The organism is Cupriavidus sp. FW306-1B-F12B, assembly GCF_058781795.1.
On record NZ_JBYSXC010000006.1, the window covers coordinates 18,823 to 40,522 of the forward strand.

Sequence of the window (21,700 nt, forward strand, 5' to 3'; positions counted from 1 at the left end):
GCCGGACTCACGGAGAGCGTCCTCTGCCTGTCGCTCAATTCGTGGCCGAGGTATGAGTCAAAACTGAAACGCACGTCTGTGCAGCAGGCAGGCCTTCCCCTTGCTTGCAGAACCGAGCAGCCAAGGTAAGCGGGTTTCTGAGCCCGGTAAGTGATCTTGATCGCACCATAGAGGTGAAGCATGCCGATTTGCATCGGCAGTGGGCCGGAAGCCGGACTCGCTGGTCGGGGGCTTCAATATCCTGGCGAGTTGTCCAGCGTACCCTCTTCAGGCTGTATCCCTACCTACTGATTCCGCCATTGGGCCGATACCAATTGCCGTTGGCATGACCAAGAATGCATGTACGAAGCTAGGTATCGGGATGTTCCAGGCGTAGCCAGCCGGACGCCTAAGGGTGTGGGTGGCAGCCGTGGGCCTCGGCAATGACAGCGGGCCTGTGAGGCTTCTCCCGTTATCCACGCAAGCTGGGTGCTTATGTCTCTTATCCAAGGGCGACACATATGTCCAGGTATAGCAAAGGGAAGGAAAAAGGGGTCATTCTCCCGATTGTGGGCCTGACCCTGGCCGTGTTGCTGGGCATGGCCGGTCTGGTCATCGACCTGGGAGGCATGTTTGTTGCGAAGACCGAGCTACAGTCGGCAGTCGATAGCTGTGCGCTGGCCGCGGCGCAGGAACTCGACGGCGCTGCAGACGCCCTGACACGGGCTACGAGCGCTGGGCTGACCGCTGGGAACGCCAACAAGGTCAGGTACCAGAAGAGCTCGGCGGCCCTCGTCGACACTGACGTCACCTTTAGCGATACGCTCAACGGATCCTACAGTTCGACCTTCACGCCTGTCGCCAACGCGCGCTACGTGAAATGCGGTCATCTTACGAGTGGGATTTCGGCCTACCTGATCCAGCTGGTCGGAGGCCCCTCCAGCAATGCTGTTGCTGCCGTTGGTGTTGCCACCCGCACTCATGCGCAGAGCACCTGCCCCATCCCTGTTGGCTTGCTTCCCAAATCGGGGGCTAGCGCCCCTGACTATGGATTTGCGATTGGTGAATGGGTAACTGTGCTTTACGACGGCACCAAGACGGCTGCTCCCGGGGAAATGGGCTGGTACAACCTCGATGGATCCACCAACGCCAACGAGACAAAACAAGAAATGGCCGTTGGGTACTGCAACTCCAAGGTCAACGATACGCTCCGGACCCCTGGGGCGAAGGTCGCCGTGGATGACCAGTGGAACAGCCGCTTTGGCATCTACAAGAACAACGGGGACAAGTCGCTCATGCGGCCGGACTTTACGGGGTACGCCTACACAACCACGAACTGGCCGAATGGCAAGCAGGCATATTCCGGTTCATCAGGTGGCACTGACCCGACTGCGACCAATTTCAAGAGCAAGCGGCTGACGTTCGCAAGCTACGCGGATACGGGCACAGATGTCCAGGTCGGCGACACGATCACCAACCTGAACATGAAAGGCGGCTACAAGGATCTGGCCGTGCCAGGCGGCAATGGCGATCATGCAAAGCTGGGAATGAGTCGCCGCCTTGTGATCGTGCCAGTGGTGTCGACGGCTTCGAAAGTCCTGGATTTCGCTTGCATGCTCATGCTGCAGCCGATCAGCGGACCTACTGAATCGGTTCAGTTCGAATACCTGGGTAATGCGGCGACGATCAGTAGCCCGTGCACGACCAACGGCCTTGCCGGCGGCAATTTCGGCCCCATGATCCCGGCGCTTGTCCAGTAGGGGATATCGATGAAAAGGCGACAAAAAGGTGTGGCGCTCGTTGAGCTCGCCATCACGATTTCCTTACTGCTGGCGATCTGCTTCGCCGTCACTGAGTTCGGCCGGGCAATCTACACGTACAACACACTGGCCAAATCAGTCCGTGATGCGACCCGCTACCTGAGTACGCAGGCGGCGGGCAACGCGGCTGCGCACGCTATGGCGAAGCAACTGGTCGTGTACGGTACGCCGGTGGCTACCGACGGTCAGTCGACCCTGGCGCCTGGCCTGAAAACCAGCATGGTAACCGTCTGCGACGCCGCGGATCCGGCATGCACTTCCAATATGGGCCAGGGCGCCAGTCCTGCAATCAATACGGTGACGGTCCGGATTTCCGGCTATACGTTCACGCCTATCCTGGACCTGCTCGGATTTACGCGGTTTTATACCGGCGGCAGCGCTTCACTTACGTCGATTCCTTTCAGTGATATCTCAGCTACGATGAGGCAGGCTTATGAATAGGCGTCAGCGAGGTGCGACAGCGGTGGAGTTTGCCATTGCGGCAGTGCTCTTCTTTGCGTTACTGCTTGGCATACTGGAGTTCGGACGGGTGCTGTATACGTGGAACGCCGTCGCAGAAGCCACCCGGTGGGGAGCGAGGCAAGCGGTAGTCTGCGGCAGAGGATCGCCGTCAGTGCTCAACCGCATGCAGGAAATTCTGCCAAGCCTCAAGTCTGCCAATGTCTCGGTCAACTGGTACGACGCAAACGGACTGAGCGCCAGTTGCGACAGCGCCTCCTGCACGGGAGTCGCTGTCAGCGTGACGGGATTGGCCGTTTCCTCGGTCTCTCCGGCGGCCTGGGTCGGATTTTCCAGCCTGGCTGTACCCGGATTCCTGACTTACCTTCCCAGGGAAATCATGGGACAGGACGCGGGCAGTAGCGCTATCTGCGACAGCTGAAAACCTGGTCCTGAAAACCCCCGCCGGTGCGAGTCCGCGGGGGTTTTTCTTTTGTGGCCCCGGCGGCTGGTCGGAATTCGACCGTGGCCTACAGCAGCACCTGCGCTGCGGCTCCATCAGCGAGCGATAAGATGATGGCACCGCTTCAGACCTCCACCACGCAGCACCAGTCGAAGCGCTTGTTTTCCAGCTCGCCGGTGCGGCGGCTGACGTAGCCGCGCGGGTTGCAGACCACGCGCGAATCGTCGATGCAGTAGTCGAAGCTGGTGTGGGTATGGCCATGGATCCACAGGTCCGCCTGCGCCACCAGGTCGGGCCGGCGCGACAGGAAGCCGCCGGAGACCAGGTCGTGCGAGTAGCGCGGGTCCAGGCTGCCAAGGTCTGGACCGTGGTGCGTGACCACCACGGTCTTGCCATCGTAGGGTTGCGCCAGCTGCGCCGCCAGCCAGGCCGATGCGGCCTGGTGGCGTGCCAGCGCGTCCAGGGGCGTGAAATGGCGCGGACGGCCGTCGTCGCCGTGGAGTTCGATCAGCCGGTGGTCCAGCATCACCGCCGCGCAAGCCTGCATCGCGTCTTCGCGCCGGTCGGTGCCGAACAGCGTGTAATCCGTCCACCAGGTGGTACCGATGATGCGTACGCGTCCGTGTGCGCCATTGAATTCGGCCACGGCGCCATTGAGCACCTGTATGCCGGGGTGCGCCTCGGTGGCTTCGGCCATCAGGCGATCCACGGTATCGAAGTTGCTTTCGTAGTACTCGTGGTTGCCCGGCACATAGATCACCGGCTGGCTGAAGGTGCGCGCGGCCCAGTCAATGCCATCGCGCCCGTTGGCGATGTCGCCGGCCAGCACCACGATGTCGGCATCGCAGGCGGGCACGGCCTGTGGCATGTTGTGCTCGATGTGGAGGTCGCTCAGGATGCGTAGCTTCATGGGGACTCCGGAAGGCGCATGGGGCTTGCTGCATGGGCCGCTACGGCGGCAGGCGGTTGCCTGCATTCTTAATAAGCCAGCCTGTCTGGTCAAGTCCTGCGGATCCGGCCGAAAAGCAAAAAAGCCCGGAACCAGGTCCGGGCAAGTGACTGTCTAGCCGGCATTGCACCGGGAGACAGCCGGGGGAAACGATCGCGGTTTCCCGGATGTATTACCCTCCCTGTCCGGCCATGGTCGGCAGGAGGACGCGATAAATCTGGATAAAGGCTGGCCCGAGCAGCACCAGCAGCAGCGACGGGAAGATGGTGAAGATCAGCGGGAACAACAGCTTGAGCGCGATCTTGGCGGCTTGCTCCTCGGCTCGCATGCGGCGTTTGGTGCGCAGCATGTCGGACAGCACGCGCAGGGACTCGCCCAGGCTGGTGCCGAACCGGTCGGCCTGGATCAGCATGGAGGCGAACTTGTCGACGTCTTCCACGCCGGTGCGCAGCGACAGGTTCGACAGTGCCTTTTCCTTGGAGAAACCTGAGCGCAACTCCAGCAGCATCAGCTGGAGCTCATCGGCCAGCACCGGGCAGCGCAGCGCCAGCTCGTCGGCCACGCGCATCAGCGCCGCATCAAGCCCGAGGCCTGCCTCCACGCAGACGGTCAGCAGGTCGATGACATCAGGGAACTCTTCGAACACTGTGCGCTGGCGTTGCGACAGCTTGCGCGCCAGCACGACATTCGGCAGGTAGTAGCCGATGGCGCCCAGCACCGCGAGCAGCGAGAACATCATGTACTGGTCCTGGAACCCCGGACGCCCGCCTACTGCCACCAGCCCGATCATCGGCAGCGTGACGGCCAGCACCGTCTTGGCGCCAAAGTACAGCGGCGCGGCGCTGGCGTTGCGCCATCCGGCGTTCATGAAGCGCACGCGCAGCTGCGAGTTATCCCAGCCTTCCTTGGGTAGCGACAGCCGCGATACGGGGTGCGCCCATTGCACGAGCTTCTCGATCAGCGCCTGCTGCCTGCCCGGGTCCACGCCGGGTTGCCCCGCCTGGCCTGCGAGCTGCTCCGCCCGGCCGCGCATGCGGTTCGGCGAGAACACATAGAGCACGCCGAACACCGCGCCGAACGCCGCCACAAAAATCAGCGCCAGCACGACAAACTGGCCTGCCTGAAACCCCTGGATAATGCCTTGCATGATGGACTCCCGTCAGGATGGCTGTCCAAGCCCTGCGTGTTGAGACCCTGCGTTTCTTCTGTCCTGGCTTTGGGGCCTCATACGTGGATGCGGATGATCTTGCGCATCCACAGCACGCCAAAGACCATCGACACCAGCGCGCCGCCGACCATCTTCAAGCCAATCGGGTCTTTCCACAGCACCTCCATGAAGCCCGGATTGACCACCATGACCATCCCCGCGGTGCAGAAAGGCAGCAGGCCCAGCACCCACGCGGACATCTTGCCTTCCGCCGACAGCACGCGGATCTTGTCATACAGCTTCAGGCGCTCGCGTACCATGGTGCCGATGGTGTCGAGGATCTCCGCCAGGTTGCCGCCGCTTTCGCGCTGGATCAGCACCGCGATCACGAAGTAGCGCAGGTCGCCCACCGGCACGCGAATGGCGAGGTTGGTCATGGCCTCGTCCAGCGCCACGCCGTAGTTGATTTCCTCGAAGGTGGTGCGGAACTCCGGCCCGATCGGTGCCTTCATTTCCTGCCCGACCATACCGAGCGCCCCGCTGAACGAGTGGCCGGCGCGCAGCGCGCGGCTGATCATATCGACGGCATCCGGCAGTTGCGCCTCCATCTGCTTGAGCCGCTTGCCGCGCAGGCGTACCACATGCAGCACCGGCAAGAGCGCGGCCAGCGCCGCGCCGCCCAGCATCAGCGGCACCGGCACCGGCACCAGCGGGATCAGCGCGACCGTGCACAGCGATACCATCGCGCAGTAACCCAGCAGCTGCCCTACCGACCAGCTGCTGCCGGACTGTTCCAGCCAGCGGTCCAGCGCGCCGATGCGGGGCACGCTCATCAGCCAGCGCTGCATGCGTGGCGATCCGGCCAGCAGCCGCTTCTTCAGGATCGATAGCTGCTCAGCGCTGACGTGTCCACCCGCGGACAGTGCCCGGAGCCGTGCCTCGATGCGCCTTGCCGCCGGGCCGTGGGTGCTGTTCCACCACAGGTAGATGCCCTCGACACAGAGCACCACGGCCGCGAACAGCAGGATGCCGAAGGCATAGAAGATCATGCTCATGTGCGTCTCCCCGGGGGTTTCTGTCGTGTTGGTCTTGTTGGTCCGGTGCCGGAATCAGACTTCGTAGCGCTTCGCCGGGTCATAAGTCTCGTCCGGCAGCCCCACCCCGAACACGCGCAGCCGCTCGGCAAACTTGGGATATACGCCGGTGGCGCGGAAGTGCCCGCGCACCGTGCCGTCCTTGTCCACGCCGGTGCGCTGGAACGTAAAGATCTCCTGCATGTTGATGATGTCGCCCTCCATGCCGGTGATCTCCTGAATGCTGATGATCTTGCGCCGCCCGTCGGTCATGCGCGCCGCCTGCACGATCACCGTGATGGCCGACGCGATCTGCTGGCGCATCGCCTTGGCGGGCATGGTCAGGCCGGCCATGCTGACCATGTTCTCGAGGCGCGTTAGCGCATCGCGCGGCGTGTTGGCGTGGATGGTGGTGAGCGAGCCCTCGTGGCCGGTGTTCATCGCGTTGAGCATGTCCAGCGCCTCGCCGCCGCGCACTTCGCCCAGGATGATGCGATCCGGGCGCATCCGCAGGGCATTGCGCACCAGCGCGCGCTGCGTGATCTCGCCCTTGCCTTCAATATTGGGCGGGCGCGTTTCCAGCCGTAATACATGGGGCTGGCGAAGCTGCAGTTCGGCCGCGTCTTCGATAGTGACCACGCGTTCGTCCTCGGGGATAAAACCCGACAGGATGTTAAGCAGCGTGGTCTTGCCGCTGCCGGTGCCGCCCGACACCAGCACGTTGACCTTGGCCTGCGACAGCGCTTGCAGCATCTGCGCCATCGGCGGCGTCAGGCTGCGCAGCTCGACCAGGTCGGACACTTGCAGCGGATTCACGGAGAAGCGCCGGATCGACAGCAGCGGCCCGTCGATTGCAGAGGGCGGGATAATGGCATTGACGCGCGAGCCGTCCGGCAGGCGCGCGTCCACCATCGGGCTCGTCTCGTCAATGCGGCGACCCACGCGCGACACGATCTTCTCGATCACCTTCATCAGGTGCGCGTCGTCGTAGAACAGCACGTCGGTCAGTTCCAGCTTACCGCGTCGTTCCACATAAGTCTGGCGCGCCGTGTTGACCAGGATGTCCGACACCGTGGGATCCTTCAGCAGCGGCTCCAGAGGACCGAAGCCAAACATCTCGTCATAGATCTCCACGGTCAGCTGGCGGCGTTCGCTGTCGTTGAGCAGCACCTTCTGCTCGTCGATGATCAGGTTGACCAGCGTTGCGATCTCCTGCTTTACCTGCTCCTGCGGATAGCGCGCCAGCCGCTCAAGCTCTACTCGGTCCAGCACGGTTTCATGCACATCGCGCTTGAGGGTGTGATAGCCCGGCGAGGCCGGCCCCGCGGATGCAGAAAACTGGATCGCGGCGTGGCCGTTGGCGATGAGTGCGGGGCCGGCACCAGCCAGCTGTTCGCGGATTGACATGTTGGGCTCCTTTAAGTCGGAATCTGTTGACCGGACCATGCCGGCTGCAATCAGGTACTCTTCGCACGCAGCATCAGCCGGCGCAGCGGGGATACAGGTTCAGGGCGGCTACGGCGTTCGAGTTCCGGCGTGGCCAACAGCTGCGTGGACAGGGACTGCAGCGCACGTGCAATGGCGCTACGCCGGCTCAGCTTGGCAACAGGCTCGCCATGGCTCACGGCTTCTTCCACTGCCGAGGGATCGTCGGGCAGGGAAATCGCCGCCTTCATGCCGAAGATTTCCTCCATCGTCGCGCGCGGTAGTTCGTTCTTGCGGCCAGTGCGGTTCAGCACAAGCTGAATCTTGTCCGCCGGGTAGTGCAGCGCGCGCAAGATGTCGACCAGGCGGCGGCCGGGACGCCCGAAGGCGACCGTGGGCTCGGCCACCACGCAGATGCGGTCGCTCTGGTCCAGCACGCTGATCGACAAGGGATCGATGCTCTGGCCGATGTCGAAGACGACGAAGTCGTAGTTGGGCTGCATCACGGCGAGGATCCACTCCAGCTTGTCCTTCTGGATCTGCGTAGCCTTGACAGGATCCGTGGCCCCGGCGAGCAGGTCGAAGCCTTTGTCCACGTGGACCAGGCAGGCATCAAGGAAGGAGGCGTCCATGCGATCTATCTGAGCGCAGATGTCGGGCAGCGTCGAGGGCGGGGTTTTGTCGCTGACGATATGGGTGAGGTCGCCGAAGTGCCGGTTCAGATCCACCACCAGCACCCGCTTACCTTGATGCCTGGCCAGCGCGTCGGCGAGGTTGGCCGCCACGAAGCTGGTGCCTGCGCCACCCTTGCAGGAGATCACGGAAATCACTTGCGCGATCTCGTGGACGCGCGGCACGTGGGTCGCTTCCACGCGCTTGAGCGCCTCAGACAGCTGGCCCTTGTCCAGCGGCCACGACAACACGTCGCGGATGCCGGCGCGCATGGCCTTGATCAGTACGTCGGTGCCCGGTGCCTGCGTGATCAGGATGCATGGCAGATCGGGATGCTGCTGGCGCAGGGTTTCGATGGCCTGAATCTGGGCAGGTCCGATGGCGGGCAGCTCCAGGACCAGCAGATCGGCCATGCGCAGGCGATTGGCATGGAACGGGAAGCGAGCCAGGCCCTCCTGCAGCAACATGGCCTGGAAGTTCCCGACCACGACGCTGAGCCGGTTGATCTCTGCCAGGCGGTCGGCGTCTTCGGATGCGATCAGGATCTTCAGCATGGTGTCATCTCCATTCTTCGGTCATCTTCGAACCTCACTCCATGAGCACTGAGCTCAGCGCGAGCCGCCGCCGCCCATGCCCACGCCGCCATATCCGCCCGCGCCGAAGTCGATAGTCATGGCGGGCGTGCCGCTTTGCTGGCCCTTTGACAGCGAACGGTCGAAGTTCTTCATCGCCGCCACGGCCGTCTTGCCGTCAGTGCCGGTGACGGTCGGCAGCCCGGCGGGTGCATCAGGATTGATGATCTGCATCTGCGTGACGGTGGCCAGCGCCACGCCGCGCTGGCCGTCCCACACCGGCGTCGAGGTCATGCAGGCCGACAGCCCCAGGCAGGCCAGGCTGCCGAGCACCAGGACGGCAGCGCCGCGCGAAAGCTTCAGTGTCTTGTTCATGATCGTTCTCCGATTCTGCTGGTGGCGCGGCGGATCAGTTGCCGCCCGAGGCGGTGCGGCCGGCCGTAGCCGCTGCCCTGGCCTGGGCCAGGCGGGCGGCGGTGGCTTCGATGCGGGCGATGCGCGCGGTGGTGTCCTCTACAGACGGCGCGGCCGTCGTGTTGCGGGCGGGCGCCGGGGCTGGCAGGGCAGGGCGCGTGCTTGCGGCGGCAACTGGTTCCTGTGCGGGCGGCGCGGGCTCATCCAGCGGTTTGCCATTCGGCACGACCGAGACCGAGGTGCCGGGCGCGCCTTCGCTGCGCGGTGCCGTGGGCGGCGTGGCGGGCGCTGCGGCCGGTGCGGCGGGCTGCGACGGTGCCGGCGCGGGTTGCGGCGGACGCTTGCCGCTGCCTTCCATATTGCCCATGAAGTACAGCGACAGCGGGTTGGGCGTGGAGAAGCTGTCGGTCGGCAGCGGGTAGTTGTTGGTCTGCATCGGCTGGACCAGGCGCGGCGTGATGATGAACACCAGCTCGGTCAGGTCCTGCTGGTACTGCGTGCTGCGGAACAGTGTACCCAGGACCGGCACCTCGCCGGCACCCGGCACCGCCTTGAGCGAGCCGCGCGCGCTGTCAGTCAGCAGGCCGCCGATGGCAAAGCTCTCGCCGTCGCGCATCTGCACAGTGGTGGAGGCGCGCCGCGTGGTGATCACCGGCAGCACGGTCTGGCCGGTCAGGCTGCTGCCGCGTACGGTGGCGCCTGTGGGCGACAGCTCCGACACTTCGGGCGACACCTTCAGGTGGATGCGGCCGTTCGCCAGCACGGTAGGCGTGAACTTCAGTCCGACGCCGAATTCTTCTTCCTGCAGCGTGATGGTCGCGTTGCCGCCGATCGCATTGCTCTGCGCCACCGGGATGTAGATCTTGCCGCCGGCGAGGAAGCTGGCCTCCTGGCCGCTGATGGTGACAAGGTTAGGCTCGGCCAGGATCTTGACTAGGCTGTCATTCTTCTGCGCGTCCAGAGCGATGTCGAATGGCCGGTTGTTGGCCTTGCTGGCGAAGATCGCAGTCGAGGCGCCGGTCAGCAGTGACGTCACCAGCCCGCCGCTCCAGGAGCCAAAGCCGCCCTGCAGGTTCACCGTCGAGCCGAGTTGGTTCAGCAGCGTCTTGGAAACTTCGGCCACCTTGACTTCCAGCATCACTTGCTGCGGGCTGTCGACCGACAGCATATTGAGCACGCCGCCTTTTTTGTTGCCGTTGCCGTTCCCATTCTTGCTGCCGTCGCCCTGCGCAGCGTTGGCATACGCCTGGGCGATGTCCATGGCCTGCTGCGCGGACTGCGCGTTGGTGACGCTGCCGGTCAGCACCAGGTTGTCGGCGGCCGTCATCACGCGGATGCCGGGTTCGCCCGGCAGCAGTTGGCCGAGCGAAGTCTGCAGTCCGCCGGCATCGGCATTGACCACCACGTTGATGATGCTGCAGCTGCCGCTGCGGCCTTGGACGATCATGTTGGTGGTGCCCACGCTGCGGCCCAGCACATAGAGGGTCTGCGGCGACACCATCGTGGCCTGGACCACGTTGGGGTTTCCCAGGGTGCGGTTGCGCACCGGCTCCTGCAGCGTGATCAGCTGCGACTTGCCGACCGGCACCATCACGCTTGACTCGCTGCGGATCGCACCAGTGCAATTGGGGCCGCGCGCCTCCGCGGACGGCGCGGGCGGGGCCGAGGTGGCCGCAATGGCCCCGCCAGGCGTCATGCTGATGGTCATCTGCATCGGACCCTGGGGTGCCTTGGCGGCGGGCGCGGTCGCCTTGGTCAGGTTGCCGGCCTCGATGGCAGCCTGTGCCGCGGCGGCCAGCGGCGTGCAGAGGATGGCGGCCAGCACCAGGATGCGGGTGCCGCCTGCAGCTTCGGATCGTTTCTGGTTCATTTTGAATCTCCCCCCGGAGAGGCTGTTGCAGCTCAGAATTTGTTGGATGGCTGGTGGTACGCGCTCAGAAGCACTCGATGCCGCCTTGCATGCCCGCCAGCACGCCGATGCAATTGCCGGAGCGTGCTGGCGCAGCAACCGTGCGGGTCTTCACCACAGTGCGCGTCGCCGTCTGGGTGACGACTTTGACGGGTGCTTCGGGCGCCTTGCCCAGAAGAGTCCCCTTGGTTGCGCCGCCCGTGTTGATGTCGGCCACATCCATCTGGTTGCGCAGCACCAGCGACAGTGTGCCGACGCTGCGGGCCACGTCCAGCTTCTCGGCCTGCTCTGGCGTGACTTCCAGCGTCACCGCATTGACTACCTTAGGCTGGGTGTCGTCGCGGCTGACCTGCTGCGCTACCGCCAGCACCAGGATCTTCTCGAGCACGATCTTCGAGATGCTGCTGTTCTGCGTGGTCTTCGCTTCCTCGTTGGTATTGACGATCACGTCGACGTGGTTGCCCGGCAGCGCAAAGCCGGCCACACCCACCACATCGTTGACGCGGACCGTGATGGCGCGCTTGCCGTCATTGATCACCGCCGAGAGGCCACCCTTGGTGCCGACAGGCGCCAGCTTGGCATCCAGGACGGGCTCGCCGCGCTGTAGGCTGGTGCGCACCACGCGCCCCTCCAGCACCTTGAGGTCTTCGAACGCACCGGGCGGCACGCTACCCGCCGGCCAGCTGACCAGCCGCAACTGGCTGCCATTGAGCGGCTGCCCGAGATTGAGGTCGTTGGCGGCAACCACCACCTGCCTGACCGAACTGGATGACTGCTGGACCAGCCATCGCGACGCCGACACCACTGCCGCCACGCCGGCGACCAGGGCAATCAGCAGCATCAGGATTGCACGTGTGTTCTTCATGATGACTCTCCCCTACAGTTGTCCGAGTATTCGGTGGTGCAGTTCAGCTTGCGGCGCGGTGATCGTCCGACCATCGATGGCCGGCGCCAGGTGGCGGCATGGCGTCGGCCGAGGTACGCAGTCCGTAGTAGCTCTGCCAGGCAGCCACCAGGCCGGCCTCTGTGACCTGCGCGGCTTGCCCGTGATAGCGCACGCCTGAATCCACCAGGCGCAGCAGGTCGCGCGGAATGCAGGCCAGCAGTGGCGTATCGCTGGAGTAGTGCAGGCTGTCGACCAGGAAATCGAACATCGCATCCGTGCTGGCCAGCCCGAAGTCAGCGGCGGTGCGCTGGTAGACTTCGCGGTAGTCGTCCACCGACAGCGGGCCCACGTAGAGCTTGCTGCCGAGGCGGCGCAGGAAGGCGTCGTCGCTCAACTCCGACGGTTCGAGATTGGTCGAGAACACGGGCCAGACATCGAACGGCACCGAGAAGCGCACGCCGGTTTGCAGCGTGAACATGTCAATGCTGCGATCCAGCGGCACGATCCAGCGGTTCAGCAGGTCGCTGACACCAACCATCTGGCGGCCCAGGTCATCGATGATGTAGATGCCGTTGTTGGCCTTCATGTGCGGAGGCGCCTGGTAAAAGCCGGACGTGCGGTCATAGCGCAGGTCCAGCATGGACAGCGTCAGTTCGCCGCCCGACAGCACCACCGGGCGATGGCACAGGACCCAGCGGCGGTCCAGCGAGCGGCGCGCCAGTGAGGCTTGGCTGTCGTCGAACGGCACATGAACCAGCGGGTCGAACACCTGGATGATCTCGCCGGCCACGGTGATGGCGTGCGGCACCGGCACCGCGCCGGGCAGCAGCGTGCCTAGTCGTTGTGCCAGGTAGGTCTTGCCGCTGCCGGCCGGGCCGTAGATCATCAGCGCGCGGCAGGTGTTCAGTGCCATGCCGATAGCGTCCAGCAGATGGACCGGGATCACCAAGTCATGGAAGGCCGCGGTGACGTCCGCCTTGGTCACGGAAGCGTGGTTGACCGAGTGGCGCTTGACGGCATCGAGGTATGCATCCAGCGTAACCGGCGCCGTGCCGACATAGCTGCAGCGCGCCGACGCTTCCGCCGCGCGGGTATAGCCGGCGTCGGTAAGCCGGAAGCGCACATCGAGGTCGCTGGCGCCGCGGTGCGCGATTTCAAGCAGGCGCTCGCGCACGGCCACGGAGGCAATTTCATTGACCACCAGGGCCGGCAGCTTGAGCGTGTCGGTCAGTACCGCCAGCGTGACGGTGCGGTGCTGGTAGGCAGCCTTCATCAGCAAGCCAAGCAACTGCGCGATCTCCAGGCCGGTATCGGCAATCGTGCGCGGCAGCACGTGCCAGGGCGGCAGCGGCAGCGTGCCATGCTCGGCATGGGCATTCCTGCCGGTCGCGACGGGCTCGAGGAGCCGTGGTGCTGCGTGACCTGTGTCGTGATGCTCGTTCATTGCCGTCCCCTGTTCGCTGCTCAGTGTGTTCTCGTTCCTGAAGGCGCCTGCGACTGGCCGGCGCGTTGTGTCGTCTGTGTCATGTGCCGGCAAAGAGCATGGTCAGCGTCCCGGCGGCAATCGCTACGCCGTAGGGTATGGAGCCGGCGGAAGCCCCAGCTTGAGGTTGCACCGGCCGGGCACCAGGCACCAGGGTGGCGATCAGCATGTGGCCCACGCGGGTGAGCGTCGCCCGTCCTTGTCCTGTAGCGAGCAGCAGTACCAGTGCCCAGACCCCACCAATCACGCAGGTTGCCAACGCGATTTTCAGCACCATGCTTACGCCAAGCCAGGCGCCCACGGCTGCCATCAACTTGATGTCGCCGGCCGCCATGCCGCGCATTAGATAGAAGGGCAGAAACAGCACCAGGCCCACCGTCCAGCCACACAGCCACGCCAGCGACCCGGCAGCGAGGCCGTGAATGGCTGCCAGCACGGGCAGTGCGGTGATCCAGGCGCCGAAGGTGAGCCAGTTGGGAATGCGGCGCCGGTCCAGGTCGATGGCCGCGGCTGTGAGCACGATGCCGATCGTGGCAGGGCCGACGAGGGGGGCGAGGGCAGTGGCGGCTTGCATAGCGATAGTGGCTGGCAGCTTGGGTTGTGTTCAGGGCATGCGCTAGTCGGATGCCTCAAGGCATCTTGGAGGCGATCAACTCATACATGGCTTTCACGGTATCGCTGAGCACGATGGCGGAGCCGATGATCGCCATCGCTATCAGGATGCCGAGTAATGAATACTCGATGGAGGAGACGCCCTGGTCGTCATGCAGAAGATCCTTTGAGATGGCGAGGAGCTCGGGCATTTGGCATCTCCAGTGTTCGTGGGCCGAAAGTGCACCGCAAGACCGGCCGAAGGAGGCCGGTCTTACTTGCATGCCTATCGGCGATTACGGGGCGACAGCCGCGAGTTCGTCGCTAATTGCTGTGAACACGTCAACCAGTTCCGTGCCGACGAGCTTTACCGACGCGATGATGACAACTGCAATGAGCGCAGCAATGAGGCCATATTCAATGGCGGTCACACCGTCTTCATCACGGATGAATTGCTTGAGCATGGTGGTCAGGTTTTGCATGACTAACTCCTTGGGTTGGGAACAAGCACTGCAGGACTACGGAACTACGGATCAGGCAACTCCGGCACCGGATATCAATGCCGGGGAACGCGGCAGCAGGGCGGTGCGCAGATCGCGCATGCGTGGAACGGCCAGCGGCCGGGTCCGCCGCGCACGCCCTGTGGGCTGCGTGCCTGCAACCGGCGTTCGGCGGAGGCGTGCATGCATCGCGCCGCACGTTGTGCATGCCCCATGCGGGCCATGCGGCGAAACGGTGCGCTGGGGCCAATGCGGGCAGTGCCAGCGTGGCAAGCGTTCCGATGCGGTAGCGCGGGTTGGCGGACGGCAGGCATGGTGAAATTCCCCGTATCGTTCTTAGTGCCGGCCAGTTGCTCCGGCATCGCGGCAATTCGATCCTGATGGCGTTGCTGCGTGCCAGGACATAGGCAATCCACGGGCCAGCCCACGAGAAACCGTTCTGCCACAAGGCTTTCCGGGAAGCGGAGCGTGCCCGGATCCGGTCCTGCCGTCTCTGAAGCGGTGTTTTGGCCGCTCTTCGTTGCCGGCTGGAAACGCGCGCCACACAAGCCAATGTGGATGGGGCGACCAATGGATGAGGGCGCGTTGCAACGCCGCGCGCACGGTTGGTCAGGACGAGGCTTTCCTTTCAGCCAAAAGCATGATGTGGCGCGAACGGATGCGTGCCGCGCATACCGCAGACGAAGGAGGCGATTGCAGCCTGCGGCGGCTGGTCTCAATGTGTGGCCGTCTGATGGACGAGGGCGCTGCCTGTCGGGACAGCGTTTCTGGAGCGAAACGTCGAGCGGTTCCCTTGACCCTCCGCCCGAGCCCGGAAGGGCGGACGGATTCGCTGCAATCCTTGTGTACGCGTGGCTCGTCGACAGGTGGAGCCGCGTGATTCAGAGCAGAAACATCGCAAATCGTGCCGATGATTCACGGCGGTCGTGCCTGTGCGGAAGATGCTCGCCGCCTTGCGTTCTGCTAGATGGCGCGATAACACTGAGCGAGGAGAGCATGAGTCCGTGCCGCCGCTGTGCCGGACTTTCCCGCTGATGACAATTTTCCGCGCGTGGCTCGCAGCCAGGCTTCTTGCTGTGCGTGCCGGGGAGGAAACAGAGTATGTCTAACAATGACGCCAGGCTGCTGTCCCTGGTAGTGCCGTGCTACAACGATGGGGCAGCGATGCCTGCATTCTTTGCGCGCGTGCTGCCAATTCTGGAGTTGCTTCCCGCCATGCAGTGCGAGATCGTTTGCGTCAATGACGGCAGTTCGGACGACACGCTGGCCAAGCTTGTCGATGCGGCGCGCTGCGACGCCAGGATACGGGTGCTGGACCTGACACGCAGCTTTGGCAGAGAAGCGGCGCTGACCGCCGGCATCGATGAGGCAATTGGTGACGCGGTGATTCCGATCGATGTCGGCCTTCAGGATCCGCCTGAGCTTATTCCGACGTTGGTTCGTCGGTGGCGCCAAGGCGCTGAGGTTGTACTGGCCCAATGCGAGGGGGGCGGAAACGGCTCGGTCTTGAAGCGACTGGGCCGGATCGCCCGCTACCGGTTGCAGGATTATGTGTCGGCTCAGAAGAGCCCCAGGAGCGTCGGCGAATTTCTATTGCTGGACCGTGCCGTGGTCAATGCGCTGAAACAGCTTCCGGAGCGGCACCGTTTCATGAAGAGTCTGTTTGCATGGGTCGGCTTCAACACGGTGACCGTGCAGTATGAACAGCCTTTGGGCAACGCGGGCCGGACTGGACGTCCAGACTGGGGGCCACGGGTTCGAGCGCTCGAGGGTGTTGCCGGGTTCAGCGCAGTGCCGCTGCGCAGCTGGACGTACCTGGGTATTTGCAGCGCCGTGCTTGCAGGCTGCTACGGCGTATACATCGTTGCCAGCAACCTCATATCTGGCGTGGACGTGCCGGGCTATGCGCCGGTGCTCACGCTGATGCTGTTGGTAGGCGGATTGCAGCTAATCGGCCTGGGGGTAATGGGGGAGTATGTTGTCCGCATCCACGACGAATCGAAGGGGCGCCCGATTTACCTGATCAGGCGACGCTATCAGGCGCGCCGCCCACAGGAGCGCGCGGGGAGGGAGGCCAGAGTCATCTCCCTGGTCGCGAGCAAGCAAAACTAAGGGCCAGTCGGCCAGGAGGTGGTGCGGCTTGCAGCCCTGTTCCAACGGGCGTAGCCACTGATGCGGCCGTAGCCGGCGCACACATGGACGTGAACGCCGGATTTATCGTCTGTCCGCTTGAACGCGCGTACAGATGGCGCCAGACTGGCCGGCCAGCGGCGGCGCGTGGATACGCCTGCCGTGGCGCTGCGCGAGCCCGAAAGTTCGCTGCAAGGTGACATGCCGCTGTCAGCCCTGCACGCAGATCAACCCCAGATCCCCCTTCTTCACCTGCAGCTTGTAATCCCGCATCAGCCTGAATAGCGTCACCCGCGAAATCCCCAGCTCTGCCGCCACGTCGATCAGCCGTTCATGATGCCGCTGCAGCGCCTCGACGATCGCGGTCTGCTCGGCCGCTTCGCGGATGGCCGCGAGCGTGAGCGGGCGGTCGTCGGCTGGGGTGGCCAGCTCCAGGTCGTCGGGCTGGATCACGCCGTCTTCGCACATGGCGGCGGCGTGGCGGATGCGGTTGATCAGCTCGCGCACGTTGCCGGGCCAGTTGTGCTGCTGGATCGCGCGCAGCGCCATCGGCGAGAAGCCGCGGATGCGTGCCGGCGACTGCTTGCGCACGTTGTCCAGCACGTGTTCGGCGATCAGCAGGATGTCGCTGCCGCGTTCGCGCAGCGGTGGCTGGCGCACGCGCAGCACGCACAGCCGGTGGTAGAGGTCGCCGCGGAAGCGTTCGGCGGCGATCGCGGCTTCCAGGTCGACGTGGGTGGCCGAGATGATGCGCACATCGACCTCCACCGATTCGGTGCCGCCCAGCCGCTCGATGCGGCCGGTTTCCAGGAAGCGCAGCAGGCTGGTCTGGCTTTCGATCGGCATGTCGCCGATTTCATCCAGGAACAGGGTGCCGCCCTGTGCCATCTCGATGCGGCCGGGCTTGCGCTTGGTCGCGCCGGTGAAGGCGCCGCGCTCATAGCCGAACAGCTCTGACATCAGCAGCGTGGGCGGGATCGCCGCGCAGTTGACCGCGACGAAGGGGCGCGAGGCCCGCTCCGAGGCGCGGTGGATGGCATGAGCGGCCAGTTCCTTGCCGGTGCCGGACTCGCCGGAGATCAGCACGGGCGTGTCCCAGCGCGACACCTTCTCGATACCGCGGAAGAGCGATTGCATGGCCGGGCAGCTGCCGATCATGCCGTCCGGGCGTGCGGTGCCGGGGCGGGCATGCTGGGCGCCCGGGCGCAGTTGCGCCATGCCGAGCGCGTGGCCGAGCGATTCCGCCAGGCGGGAGTGCTCGACCGGTGCGGTGTAATAGTCGACGAAGTACAGGCCCAGCAGCCGGCGCGCGGATTCGGTCAGGGACTCTTGGCCGGCGATGATGCCGATCCAGCCGATATGCGGCAGCGAGAGCCAGGGCTCGAACGATTCCAGGTCGGCATCGCTGAAGCCGCCTTGCAGGTCGAGCATCGCCGCAAGCGGCTGGTTGCCCGGGGGCAGCGCGTGGAGATCTTGCAGGTTGGAGGCGAAGCTGATCTTCCAGCCACGCTGTGCGAGCATCCTGCAGAGCATGGCGTCGTGGTGCTGCGACAGGTACAGCAGCGGGCGGTTGGTGTACGCGCTCATAGAATTTCCCCGGATCTTTGTTTTTACAAAGCCGGCGGCCTGCTGTCGCGGGTCACTGGCTTCGTTGGCTCTAAGGCTCGCGCCTGCCACAACATGTCAATGCCGCGGCCTGGCGCTCTCCCTAAAAGTTGCTGCCGGCGGCGCTGCGCTGCGCGGGCCGGTGGGCCCGTTTTCGCCGCCGCCGCGACCTCACCTCCCTGGTATCGGTCGCGGCGGCTGCCGCTTCGCATCGCCTGCATGGCAGGCTGTTGCTTCACCCCGTTTCTTGTCCGGATACGCCGGCTCGGCCGATGCGTCCGCTTGTTGTCTGCGTGCTGCCCCGTTTATCCGTGGCATGCCGCATAGTCCAGGTACCACGGGCCGCTTTTCGTCCGCTTGCGGCCCGTGTTCCTGAACGACCTCCGCTAATCTTGTCGACGACCCCTGCAACCTGGCCAGCCGATGCGGGCCAGTTCCTGCCGCGTGGCCCACGCTTACAGCGCCAGTCCGAATCCGCCCTGGGATGCGGGGTCGTCCTGAAACTGATCTTCGGCGAACGCGTGCCAGTGTGTTGCCGCTTCGGTTTCAGACATCCCCCTGTTCCGGGCTTCTGTTCGCGCGGACATATGTGCGACGAACGTGCCAGATATGGCTAATTCTTTGATAACAAAAGGAAAAAGAAATTTCCGGCTGGCTTTGAGCCGCTGCTGGCGATCAATAACGTTCCGCTTTTGATACATCCGGCGGGATTTTTATATTGCGGCGCAGCATTTGGTGGGCGGGCGATGAGACACAGGGATCACAGTGCCGGGCAAATGGGTGCCGGAAAACCTACTTTTCACCGGCAATGCCCATCCGAAGGAGGGAGAGCAAAATTTCAAACGGACAGGCGTCAGGGCTCGAATGCAGCACGCGAATGAAGCTGCCAGGTAGTTTCATTTCCGTTACAACGTTTTGAACTCTGTACCTCGGTAGCCACCCCGGCGTCCCGCGGTTGTCTTCAGCCTTTTGGCGCCGCGCACGCGGTTGCGGGCGCGGTTGGGTGGACGGAATCGACGCGTTGACAAGCGTTTGCACGATGCGGCGCCGGGCTGGCCCGGCCGTATCTCATCTCTTTGGATGGGGCGGGTAGATTTTTCACGGACGCTGGCACGGTGTGCCAACTGGTTGCATTCGTGAAACCCGGACGGCTCTGGCAAGGGCGCGGCACGCGCGTACGGCAAGCCATCGGAAGGCTTGCGGCATCCGCCAAGCCCTTGATTTCACTGGTCTAGACGAAAATGATTCGTATTGCCAACATCTGCGCCTCAAACAATTTCATGCATGAAACCGCTTGGCGGGCGTGTTGCCGTCGGCGCCAGGGTGGACGTGGCCGGCTTCCTGCCGGACCTGTTCCTCCAGCCAGGCATGGAACTGCTGGATGGCCTTCTCGCGCGGATTGCCTTCGCGCCAGGTGACCCAGTAATGGAGGCTGGACGGGATGCGGGTGGGCCCGATCTGCACCAGTTCGCCGCTGGCCAGGTAATCGTGCGCCAGCTGGGCGCGCGCAGTGGCTACGCCGAGCCCGGCGACGGCGGATTGCAGCATCAGGCCGGCATCCTGGAAGATCGGGCCGCGTTCGGGCTCGTCGCCTGGCAGGCCGGCGGCTTCGAGCCAGTCGCGCCAGGGGCGCAGCGCAAAGCGCAGCATCGGCATGCGCGGCACGTCGGCCAGCGTGAAGCCGGGGTAGCGCGCCAGCAGCGCCGGGCTGGCCACCGCGATCACATGGTCCTCGATCAGGTTGTGGCATTCAAAACCGGGCAGGTCGATGCGCTGGTGCCAGATGCCGACATCGACGCTGTACGGGTCGGGCGGCGTGATCTCCGCATGCAGCCGCAGGTGCAGGTCCAGCGACGGCACCTGGGCGTGCAGGCTGGGCAGGCGCCGGATCAGCCAGGCATTGGCCAGGTCGGCCATCACGCTGACCTGCAGCCGTGTTACCGGCGGCGCGGCGCTGTTGCCGGCCTCGCGCAGCGCGCTTTCGATGCTGTCGAGCGCGCCGCGCACCTGTTCCGCCAGCCGCGCGCCCACGCTGGTGGGGGTCATCTGGCTGCCGGTGCGCTGGAACAGCTTGGTGCCCAGGCTGGTCTCGAGCGCGCGGATATGGTGGCTGATGGCGCTGTGCGTCAGGGCCAGTTCCTCGGCCGCGCGCGAGAAGCTGCGGTGGCGCGTGGCAGCCTCGAGCGCACGCAGCGCTTGCAGCGGCGGCAGGTGGACGGGGCGTTGGGCGGGTTTGGCGGGGGATTTGGCCATGGCCGTCAAATTCTACTCACAATTGCCGCGGGTATCTTTCGTTGGCTTTGGTTTGCCGGAGGAACGACAATTCGGGCCATCATGACGACTACGACTTCAAACTTGTCTTCCGCGCCCTCGCAAGCGCGATTTGCCCCTGGCGCTGCTGCCGGCGCCCGCTGGCGCGTGCTGGCGGTATTCTCGCTGGGCTTCCTGGTGTCCTATCTGTTCCGCGGCGTCAACCTGGGCTTTGCGCCGCACCTGACGCGCGAGCTCGGGCTCAATGCCGGCGACCTGGGCCTGCTCACCAGCTTCTACTTCCTTGGCTTTGCCTGCGCCCAGTTGCCGGCGGGCATCCTGCTGGACCGCTACGGCCCGCGCCGCACCGAGGCCGTGATGCTGCTGGTGGCGGTGGCCGGTTCGATGGTGTTCGCGCTGGCGCCCGGCATGGCCGGGCTGGCCGCCGGCCGGCTGCTGATCGGGGTGGGCGTGTCGGTGTGCCTGGGCGCCACCATCCAGGCGCTGTCGATGTGGTTCCCGCTGTCACGCATGCCCTTGCTCAACGGCGTGGTGATGGCCATCGGCGGCCTGGGCGCGGTGCTGGTCGGCGCGCCGCTGTCGTGGCTGCTGTCACTGACTGACTGGCGCACGGTCAGCATGGGGCTGACCTGCATATCGCTGGCGATGGCGGTGCTGCTGTGGTTCGGCGTGCCCGACAAGCCGCGCGCCGGCAAGGAAAGCCTGCGCGAACAACTGCGCGGCACGCGCCAGATCCTGTCCAGCGAACGTTTCTGGCGCGTGGTGCCGCTGACACTGCTCAACCAGGGCGTGTTCATGGCGGTGCAGACGCTATGGGTGGGTGCGTTCCTGCGCGACGTGCCCGGCTTCGATCCGGCCAGCAGCGCACAACTGGTCTCGGTGATCGGCTTCGCGATGATGGCCGGCTGCGTCGGCGCGGGCTGGGCTGCGCGTCACCTGGAGCGTGTCGGCGTAAGCCTGTATGCCTTTGCCGGCACTGGCATGACCGCCTTTATCGTGGTCCAGCTGCTGCTGATGGCGCAGGTCCCGCTGCCGCCGGTGCTGCTGTGGGTGGCTTATGGCGTGTTCGGCTCCAGCGGCATCCTGACCTATGCGGTGCTGGCGCGCAGCTTTCCGGATGCGCTGATCGGAAGGGCTACCACGGCGCTGACGCTGACTGTGTTCCTGTCCACCTTTGCCTGCCAGGTGGGTGTGGGGCTGGTGTTGGATCTGTGGCCCTCCACGGCCGGACACTATCCTAAGGCCGCACACCTGACGGCGTGGGGCGGACTGGTGGCGCTGCAAATAGCTGCGGCCGTGTGGTACCTGATGGGTGCGCGCCGCCTGCGCTGAAGCGGACTGCCCGACGTGAATCCCCTTCGCCTCGTCGTCCC

The 21,700-nt window shown here is 64.7% G+C and carries 19 protein-coding genes and 1 pseudogene; 6 read left to right on the top strand and 14 right to left on the bottom strand.

Features of this window, described 5'->3' with window-relative positions:
* The first annotated feature begins 500 nt into the window (after positions 1-500).
* The 4 genes and pseudogenes from AC3WLE_RS12030 to AC3WLE_RS12045 all read left to right on the top strand — a co-directional run bounded on the left by AC3WLE_RS12030 (position 501) and on the right by AC3WLE_RS12045 (position 2,679).
* Positions 501-1,739 carry a pilus assembly protein TadG-related protein gene (locus AC3WLE_RS12030; protein WP_492357139.1) on the top strand — a complete coding sequence of 413 codons (1,239 nt, stop codon included), beginning with the start codon at positions 501-503 and terminating at the stop codon, positions 1,737-1,739.
* Between the two features lie 9 nt (positions 1,740-1,748).
* Complete coding sequence (locus tag AC3WLE_RS12035) at positions 1,749-2,240, top strand: TadE/TadG family type IV pilus assembly protein (RefSeq protein WP_492357140.1); 492 nt, start codon at positions 1,749-1,751, stop codon at positions 2,238-2,240.
* A pseudogene (locus AC3WLE_RS12040) lies at positions 2,233-2,367 on the top strand (TadE/TadG family type IV pilus assembly protein); the annotation flags it as partial. The gene AC3WLE_RS12035 and the pseudogene AC3WLE_RS12040, both read left to right, overlap by 8 nt.
* Before the next feature lie 45 nt (positions 2,368-2,412).
* Positions 2,413-2,679 carry a hypothetical protein gene (locus tag AC3WLE_RS12045; RefSeq protein ID WP_492357159.1) on the top strand — a complete coding sequence of 89 codons (267 nt, stop codon included), beginning with the start codon at positions 2,413-2,415 and terminating at the stop codon, positions 2,677-2,679.
* 145 nt (positions 2,680-2,824) lie between these two features.
* Here AC3WLE_RS12045 and AC3WLE_RS12050 read toward each other — a convergent pair whose 3' ends face one another.
* The 12 genes from AC3WLE_RS12050 to AC3WLE_RS12105 all read right to left on the bottom strand — a co-directional run bounded on the left by AC3WLE_RS12050 (position 2,825) and on the right by AC3WLE_RS12105 (position 14,303).
* A complete protein-coding gene (locus tag AC3WLE_RS12050; RefSeq protein ID WP_492357141.1) occupies positions 2,825-3,610 on the bottom strand; it encodes a metallophosphoesterase in 786 nt (261 codons plus the stop codon).
* 211 nt (positions 3,611-3,821) lie between these two features.
* On the bottom strand, positions 3,822-4,796 hold the full coding sequence (locus AC3WLE_RS12055) for a type II secretion system F family protein (protein WP_492357142.1): 975 nt from the start codon (positions 4,794-4,796) through the stop codon (positions 3,822-3,824).
* A 77-nt stretch (positions 4,797-4,873) separates the two neighbouring features.
* Positions 4,874-5,851 (bottom strand): type II secretion system F family protein, encoded by a 978-nt coding sequence (locus tag AC3WLE_RS12060; protein WP_492357143.1) that lies wholly within the window; start codon positions 5,849-5,851, stop codon positions 4,874-4,876.
* Between the two features lie 54 nt (positions 5,852-5,905).
* Complete coding sequence (locus AC3WLE_RS12065) at positions 5,906-7,276, bottom strand: TadA family conjugal transfer-associated ATPase (RefSeq protein WP_492357144.1); 1,371 nt, start codon at positions 7,274-7,276, stop codon at positions 5,906-5,908.
* Between the two features lie 50 nt (positions 7,277-7,326).
* Positions 7,327-8,520, bottom strand: a complete 1,194-nt coding sequence (locus AC3WLE_RS12070) for a CpaE/TadZ family protein (protein ID WP_492357145.1) — start codon at positions 8,518-8,520, stop codon at positions 7,327-7,329.
* Positions 8,521-8,574: 54 nt separating this feature from the next.
* Positions 8,575-8,913: a hypothetical protein gene (locus tag AC3WLE_RS12075; RefSeq protein ID WP_492357146.1), complete on the bottom strand. Its 339-nt coding sequence runs from the start codon at positions 8,911-8,913 to the stop codon at positions 8,575-8,577.
* A 34-nt stretch (positions 8,914-8,947) separates the two neighbouring features.
* On the bottom strand, positions 8,948-10,822 hold the full coding sequence (locus AC3WLE_RS12080) for a type II and III secretion system protein family protein (RefSeq protein ID WP_492357147.1): 1,875 nt from the start codon (positions 10,820-10,822) through the stop codon (positions 8,948-8,950).
* 64 nt (positions 10,823-10,886) lie between these two features.
* On the bottom strand, positions 10,887-11,726 hold the full coding sequence (gene cpaB / locus AC3WLE_RS12085; protein WP_492357148.1) for a Flp pilus assembly protein CpaB: 840 nt from the start codon (positions 11,724-11,726) through the stop codon (positions 10,887-10,889).
* A gap of 43 nt (positions 11,727-11,769) precedes the next feature.
* Positions 11,770-13,191: a DUF8689 domain-containing protein gene (locus AC3WLE_RS12090; protein ID WP_492357149.1), complete on the bottom strand. Its 1,422-nt coding sequence runs from the start codon at positions 13,189-13,191 to the stop codon at positions 11,770-11,772.
* Between the two features lie 79 nt (positions 13,192-13,270).
* Complete coding sequence (locus tag AC3WLE_RS12095; RefSeq protein ID WP_492357150.1) at positions 13,271-13,804, bottom strand: A24 family peptidase; 534 nt, start codon at positions 13,802-13,804, stop codon at positions 13,271-13,273.
* Positions 13,805-13,859: 55 nt separating this feature from the next.
* The gene (locus AC3WLE_RS12100) at positions 13,860-14,033 is read right to left on the bottom strand and encodes a Flp family type IVb pilin (protein WP_492357151.1); all 174 of its coding nucleotides are present in this window, start codon (positions 14,031-14,033) and stop codon (positions 13,860-13,862) included.
* An 84-nt stretch (positions 14,034-14,117) separates the two neighbouring features.
* Positions 14,118-14,303 (bottom strand): Flp family type IVb pilin, encoded by a 186-nt coding sequence (locus AC3WLE_RS12105; RefSeq protein WP_492357152.1) that lies wholly within the window; start codon positions 14,301-14,303, stop codon positions 14,118-14,120.
* A gap of 1,119 nt (positions 14,304-15,422) precedes the next feature.
* On the opposite strand from AC3WLE_RS12105, the gene AC3WLE_RS12110 reads away from it, so the two are divergent.
* Complete coding sequence (locus AC3WLE_RS12110; RefSeq protein ID WP_492357153.1) at positions 15,423-16,433, top strand: glycosyltransferase family 2 protein; 1,011 nt, start codon at positions 15,423-15,425, stop codon at positions 16,431-16,433.
* 228 nt (positions 16,434-16,661) lie between these two features.
* Here the strand turns inward: AC3WLE_RS12110 and AC3WLE_RS12115 are convergent, their stop codons facing one another.
* Both AC3WLE_RS12115 and AC3WLE_RS12120 read right to left on the bottom strand, forming a co-directional pair.
* The gene (locus AC3WLE_RS12115) at positions 16,662-18,038 is read right to left on the bottom strand and encodes a sigma-54 dependent transcriptional regulator (protein ID WP_439671369.1); all 1,377 of its coding nucleotides are present in this window, start codon (positions 18,036-18,038) and stop codon (positions 16,662-16,664) included.
* A gap of 1,296 nt (positions 18,039-19,334) precedes the next feature.
* Entirely contained in the window at positions 19,335-20,309 is a 975-nt protein-coding gene (locus AC3WLE_RS12120; RefSeq protein ID WP_439671370.1) for a LysR substrate-binding domain-containing protein, read from the bottom strand.
* A gap of 81 nt (positions 20,310-20,390) precedes the next feature.
* On the opposite strand from AC3WLE_RS12120, the gene AC3WLE_RS12125 reads away from it, so the two are divergent.
* Positions 20,391-21,659, top strand: coding sequence for an MFS transporter (locus tag AC3WLE_RS12125; RefSeq protein WP_492357154.1), 1,269 nt, complete (start codon positions 20,391-20,393; stop codon positions 21,657-21,659).
* Positions 21,660-21,700 lie beyond the last annotated feature (41 nt).

Excerpts from the sequence above, each read along its gene's own strand:
- AC3WLE_RS12055 (WP_492357142.1), bottom strand. The coding sequence starts at position 4,796 with ATGCAAGGCATTATCCAGGGGTTTCAGGCAGGCCAGTTTGTCGTGCTG.
- AC3WLE_RS12125 (WP_492357154.1), top strand. The coding sequence starts at position 20,391 with ATGACGACTACGACTTCAAACTTGTCTTCCGCGCCCTCGCAAGCGCGA.
- AC3WLE_RS12080 (WP_492357147.1), bottom strand. The coding sequence starts at position 10,822 with ATGAACCAGAAACGATCCGAAGCTGCAGGCGGCACCCGCATCCTGGTG.
- AC3WLE_RS12095 (WP_492357150.1), bottom strand. The coding sequence starts at position 13,804 with ATGCAAGCCGCCACTGCCCTCGCCCCCCTCGTCGGCCCTGCCACGATC.
- AC3WLE_RS12115 (WP_439671369.1), bottom strand. The coding sequence starts at position 18,038 with ATGAGCGCGTACACCAACCGCCCGCTGCTGTACCTGTCGCAGCACCAC.
- AC3WLE_RS12060 (WP_492357143.1), bottom strand. The coding sequence starts at position 5,851 with ATGAGCATGATCTTCTATGCCTTCGGCATCCTGCTGTTCGCGGCCGTG.
- cpaB (WP_492357148.1), bottom strand. The coding sequence starts at position 11,726 with ATGAAGAACACACGTGCAATCCTGATGCTGCTGATTGCCCTGGTCGCC.
- AC3WLE_RS12105 (WP_492357152.1), bottom strand. The coding sequence starts at position 14,303 with ATGCAAAACCTGACCACCATGCTCAAGCAATTCATCCGTGATGAAGAC.
- AC3WLE_RS12090 (WP_492357149.1), bottom strand. The coding sequence starts at position 13,191 with ATGAACGAGCATCACGACACAGGTCACGCAGCACCACGGCTCCTCGAG.
- AC3WLE_RS12110 (WP_492357153.1), top strand. The coding sequence starts at position 15,423 with ATGTCTAACAATGACGCCAGGCTGCTGTCCCTGGTAGTGCCGTGCTAC.
- AC3WLE_RS12075 (WP_492357146.1), bottom strand. The coding sequence starts at position 8,913 with ATGAACAAGACACTGAAGCTTTCGCGCGGCGCTGCCGTCCTGGTGCTC.
- AC3WLE_RS12065 (WP_492357144.1), bottom strand. The coding sequence starts at position 7,276 with ATGTCAATCCGCGAACAGCTGGCTGGTGCCGGCCCCGCACTCATCGCC.
- AC3WLE_RS12035 (WP_492357140.1), top strand. The coding sequence starts at position 1,749 with ATGAAAAGGCGACAAAAAGGTGTGGCGCTCGTTGAGCTCGCCATCACG.
- AC3WLE_RS12120 (WP_439671370.1), bottom strand. The coding sequence starts at position 20,309 with ATGGCCAAATCCCCCGCCAAACCCGCCCAACGCCCCGTCCACCTGCCG.
- AC3WLE_RS12070 (WP_492357145.1), bottom strand. The coding sequence starts at position 8,520 with ATGCTGAAGATCCTGATCGCATCCGAAGACGCCGACCGCCTGGCAGAG.
- AC3WLE_RS12050 (WP_492357141.1), bottom strand. The coding sequence starts at position 3,610 with ATGAAGCTACGCATCCTGAGCGACCTCCACATCGAGCACAACATGCCA.
- AC3WLE_RS12100 (WP_492357151.1), bottom strand. The coding sequence starts at position 14,033 with ATGCCCGAGCTCCTCGCCATCTCAAAGGATCTTCTGCATGACGACCAG.
- AC3WLE_RS12030 (WP_492357139.1), top strand. The coding sequence starts at position 501 with ATGTCCAGGTATAGCAAAGGGAAGGAAAAAGGGGTCATTCTCCCGATT.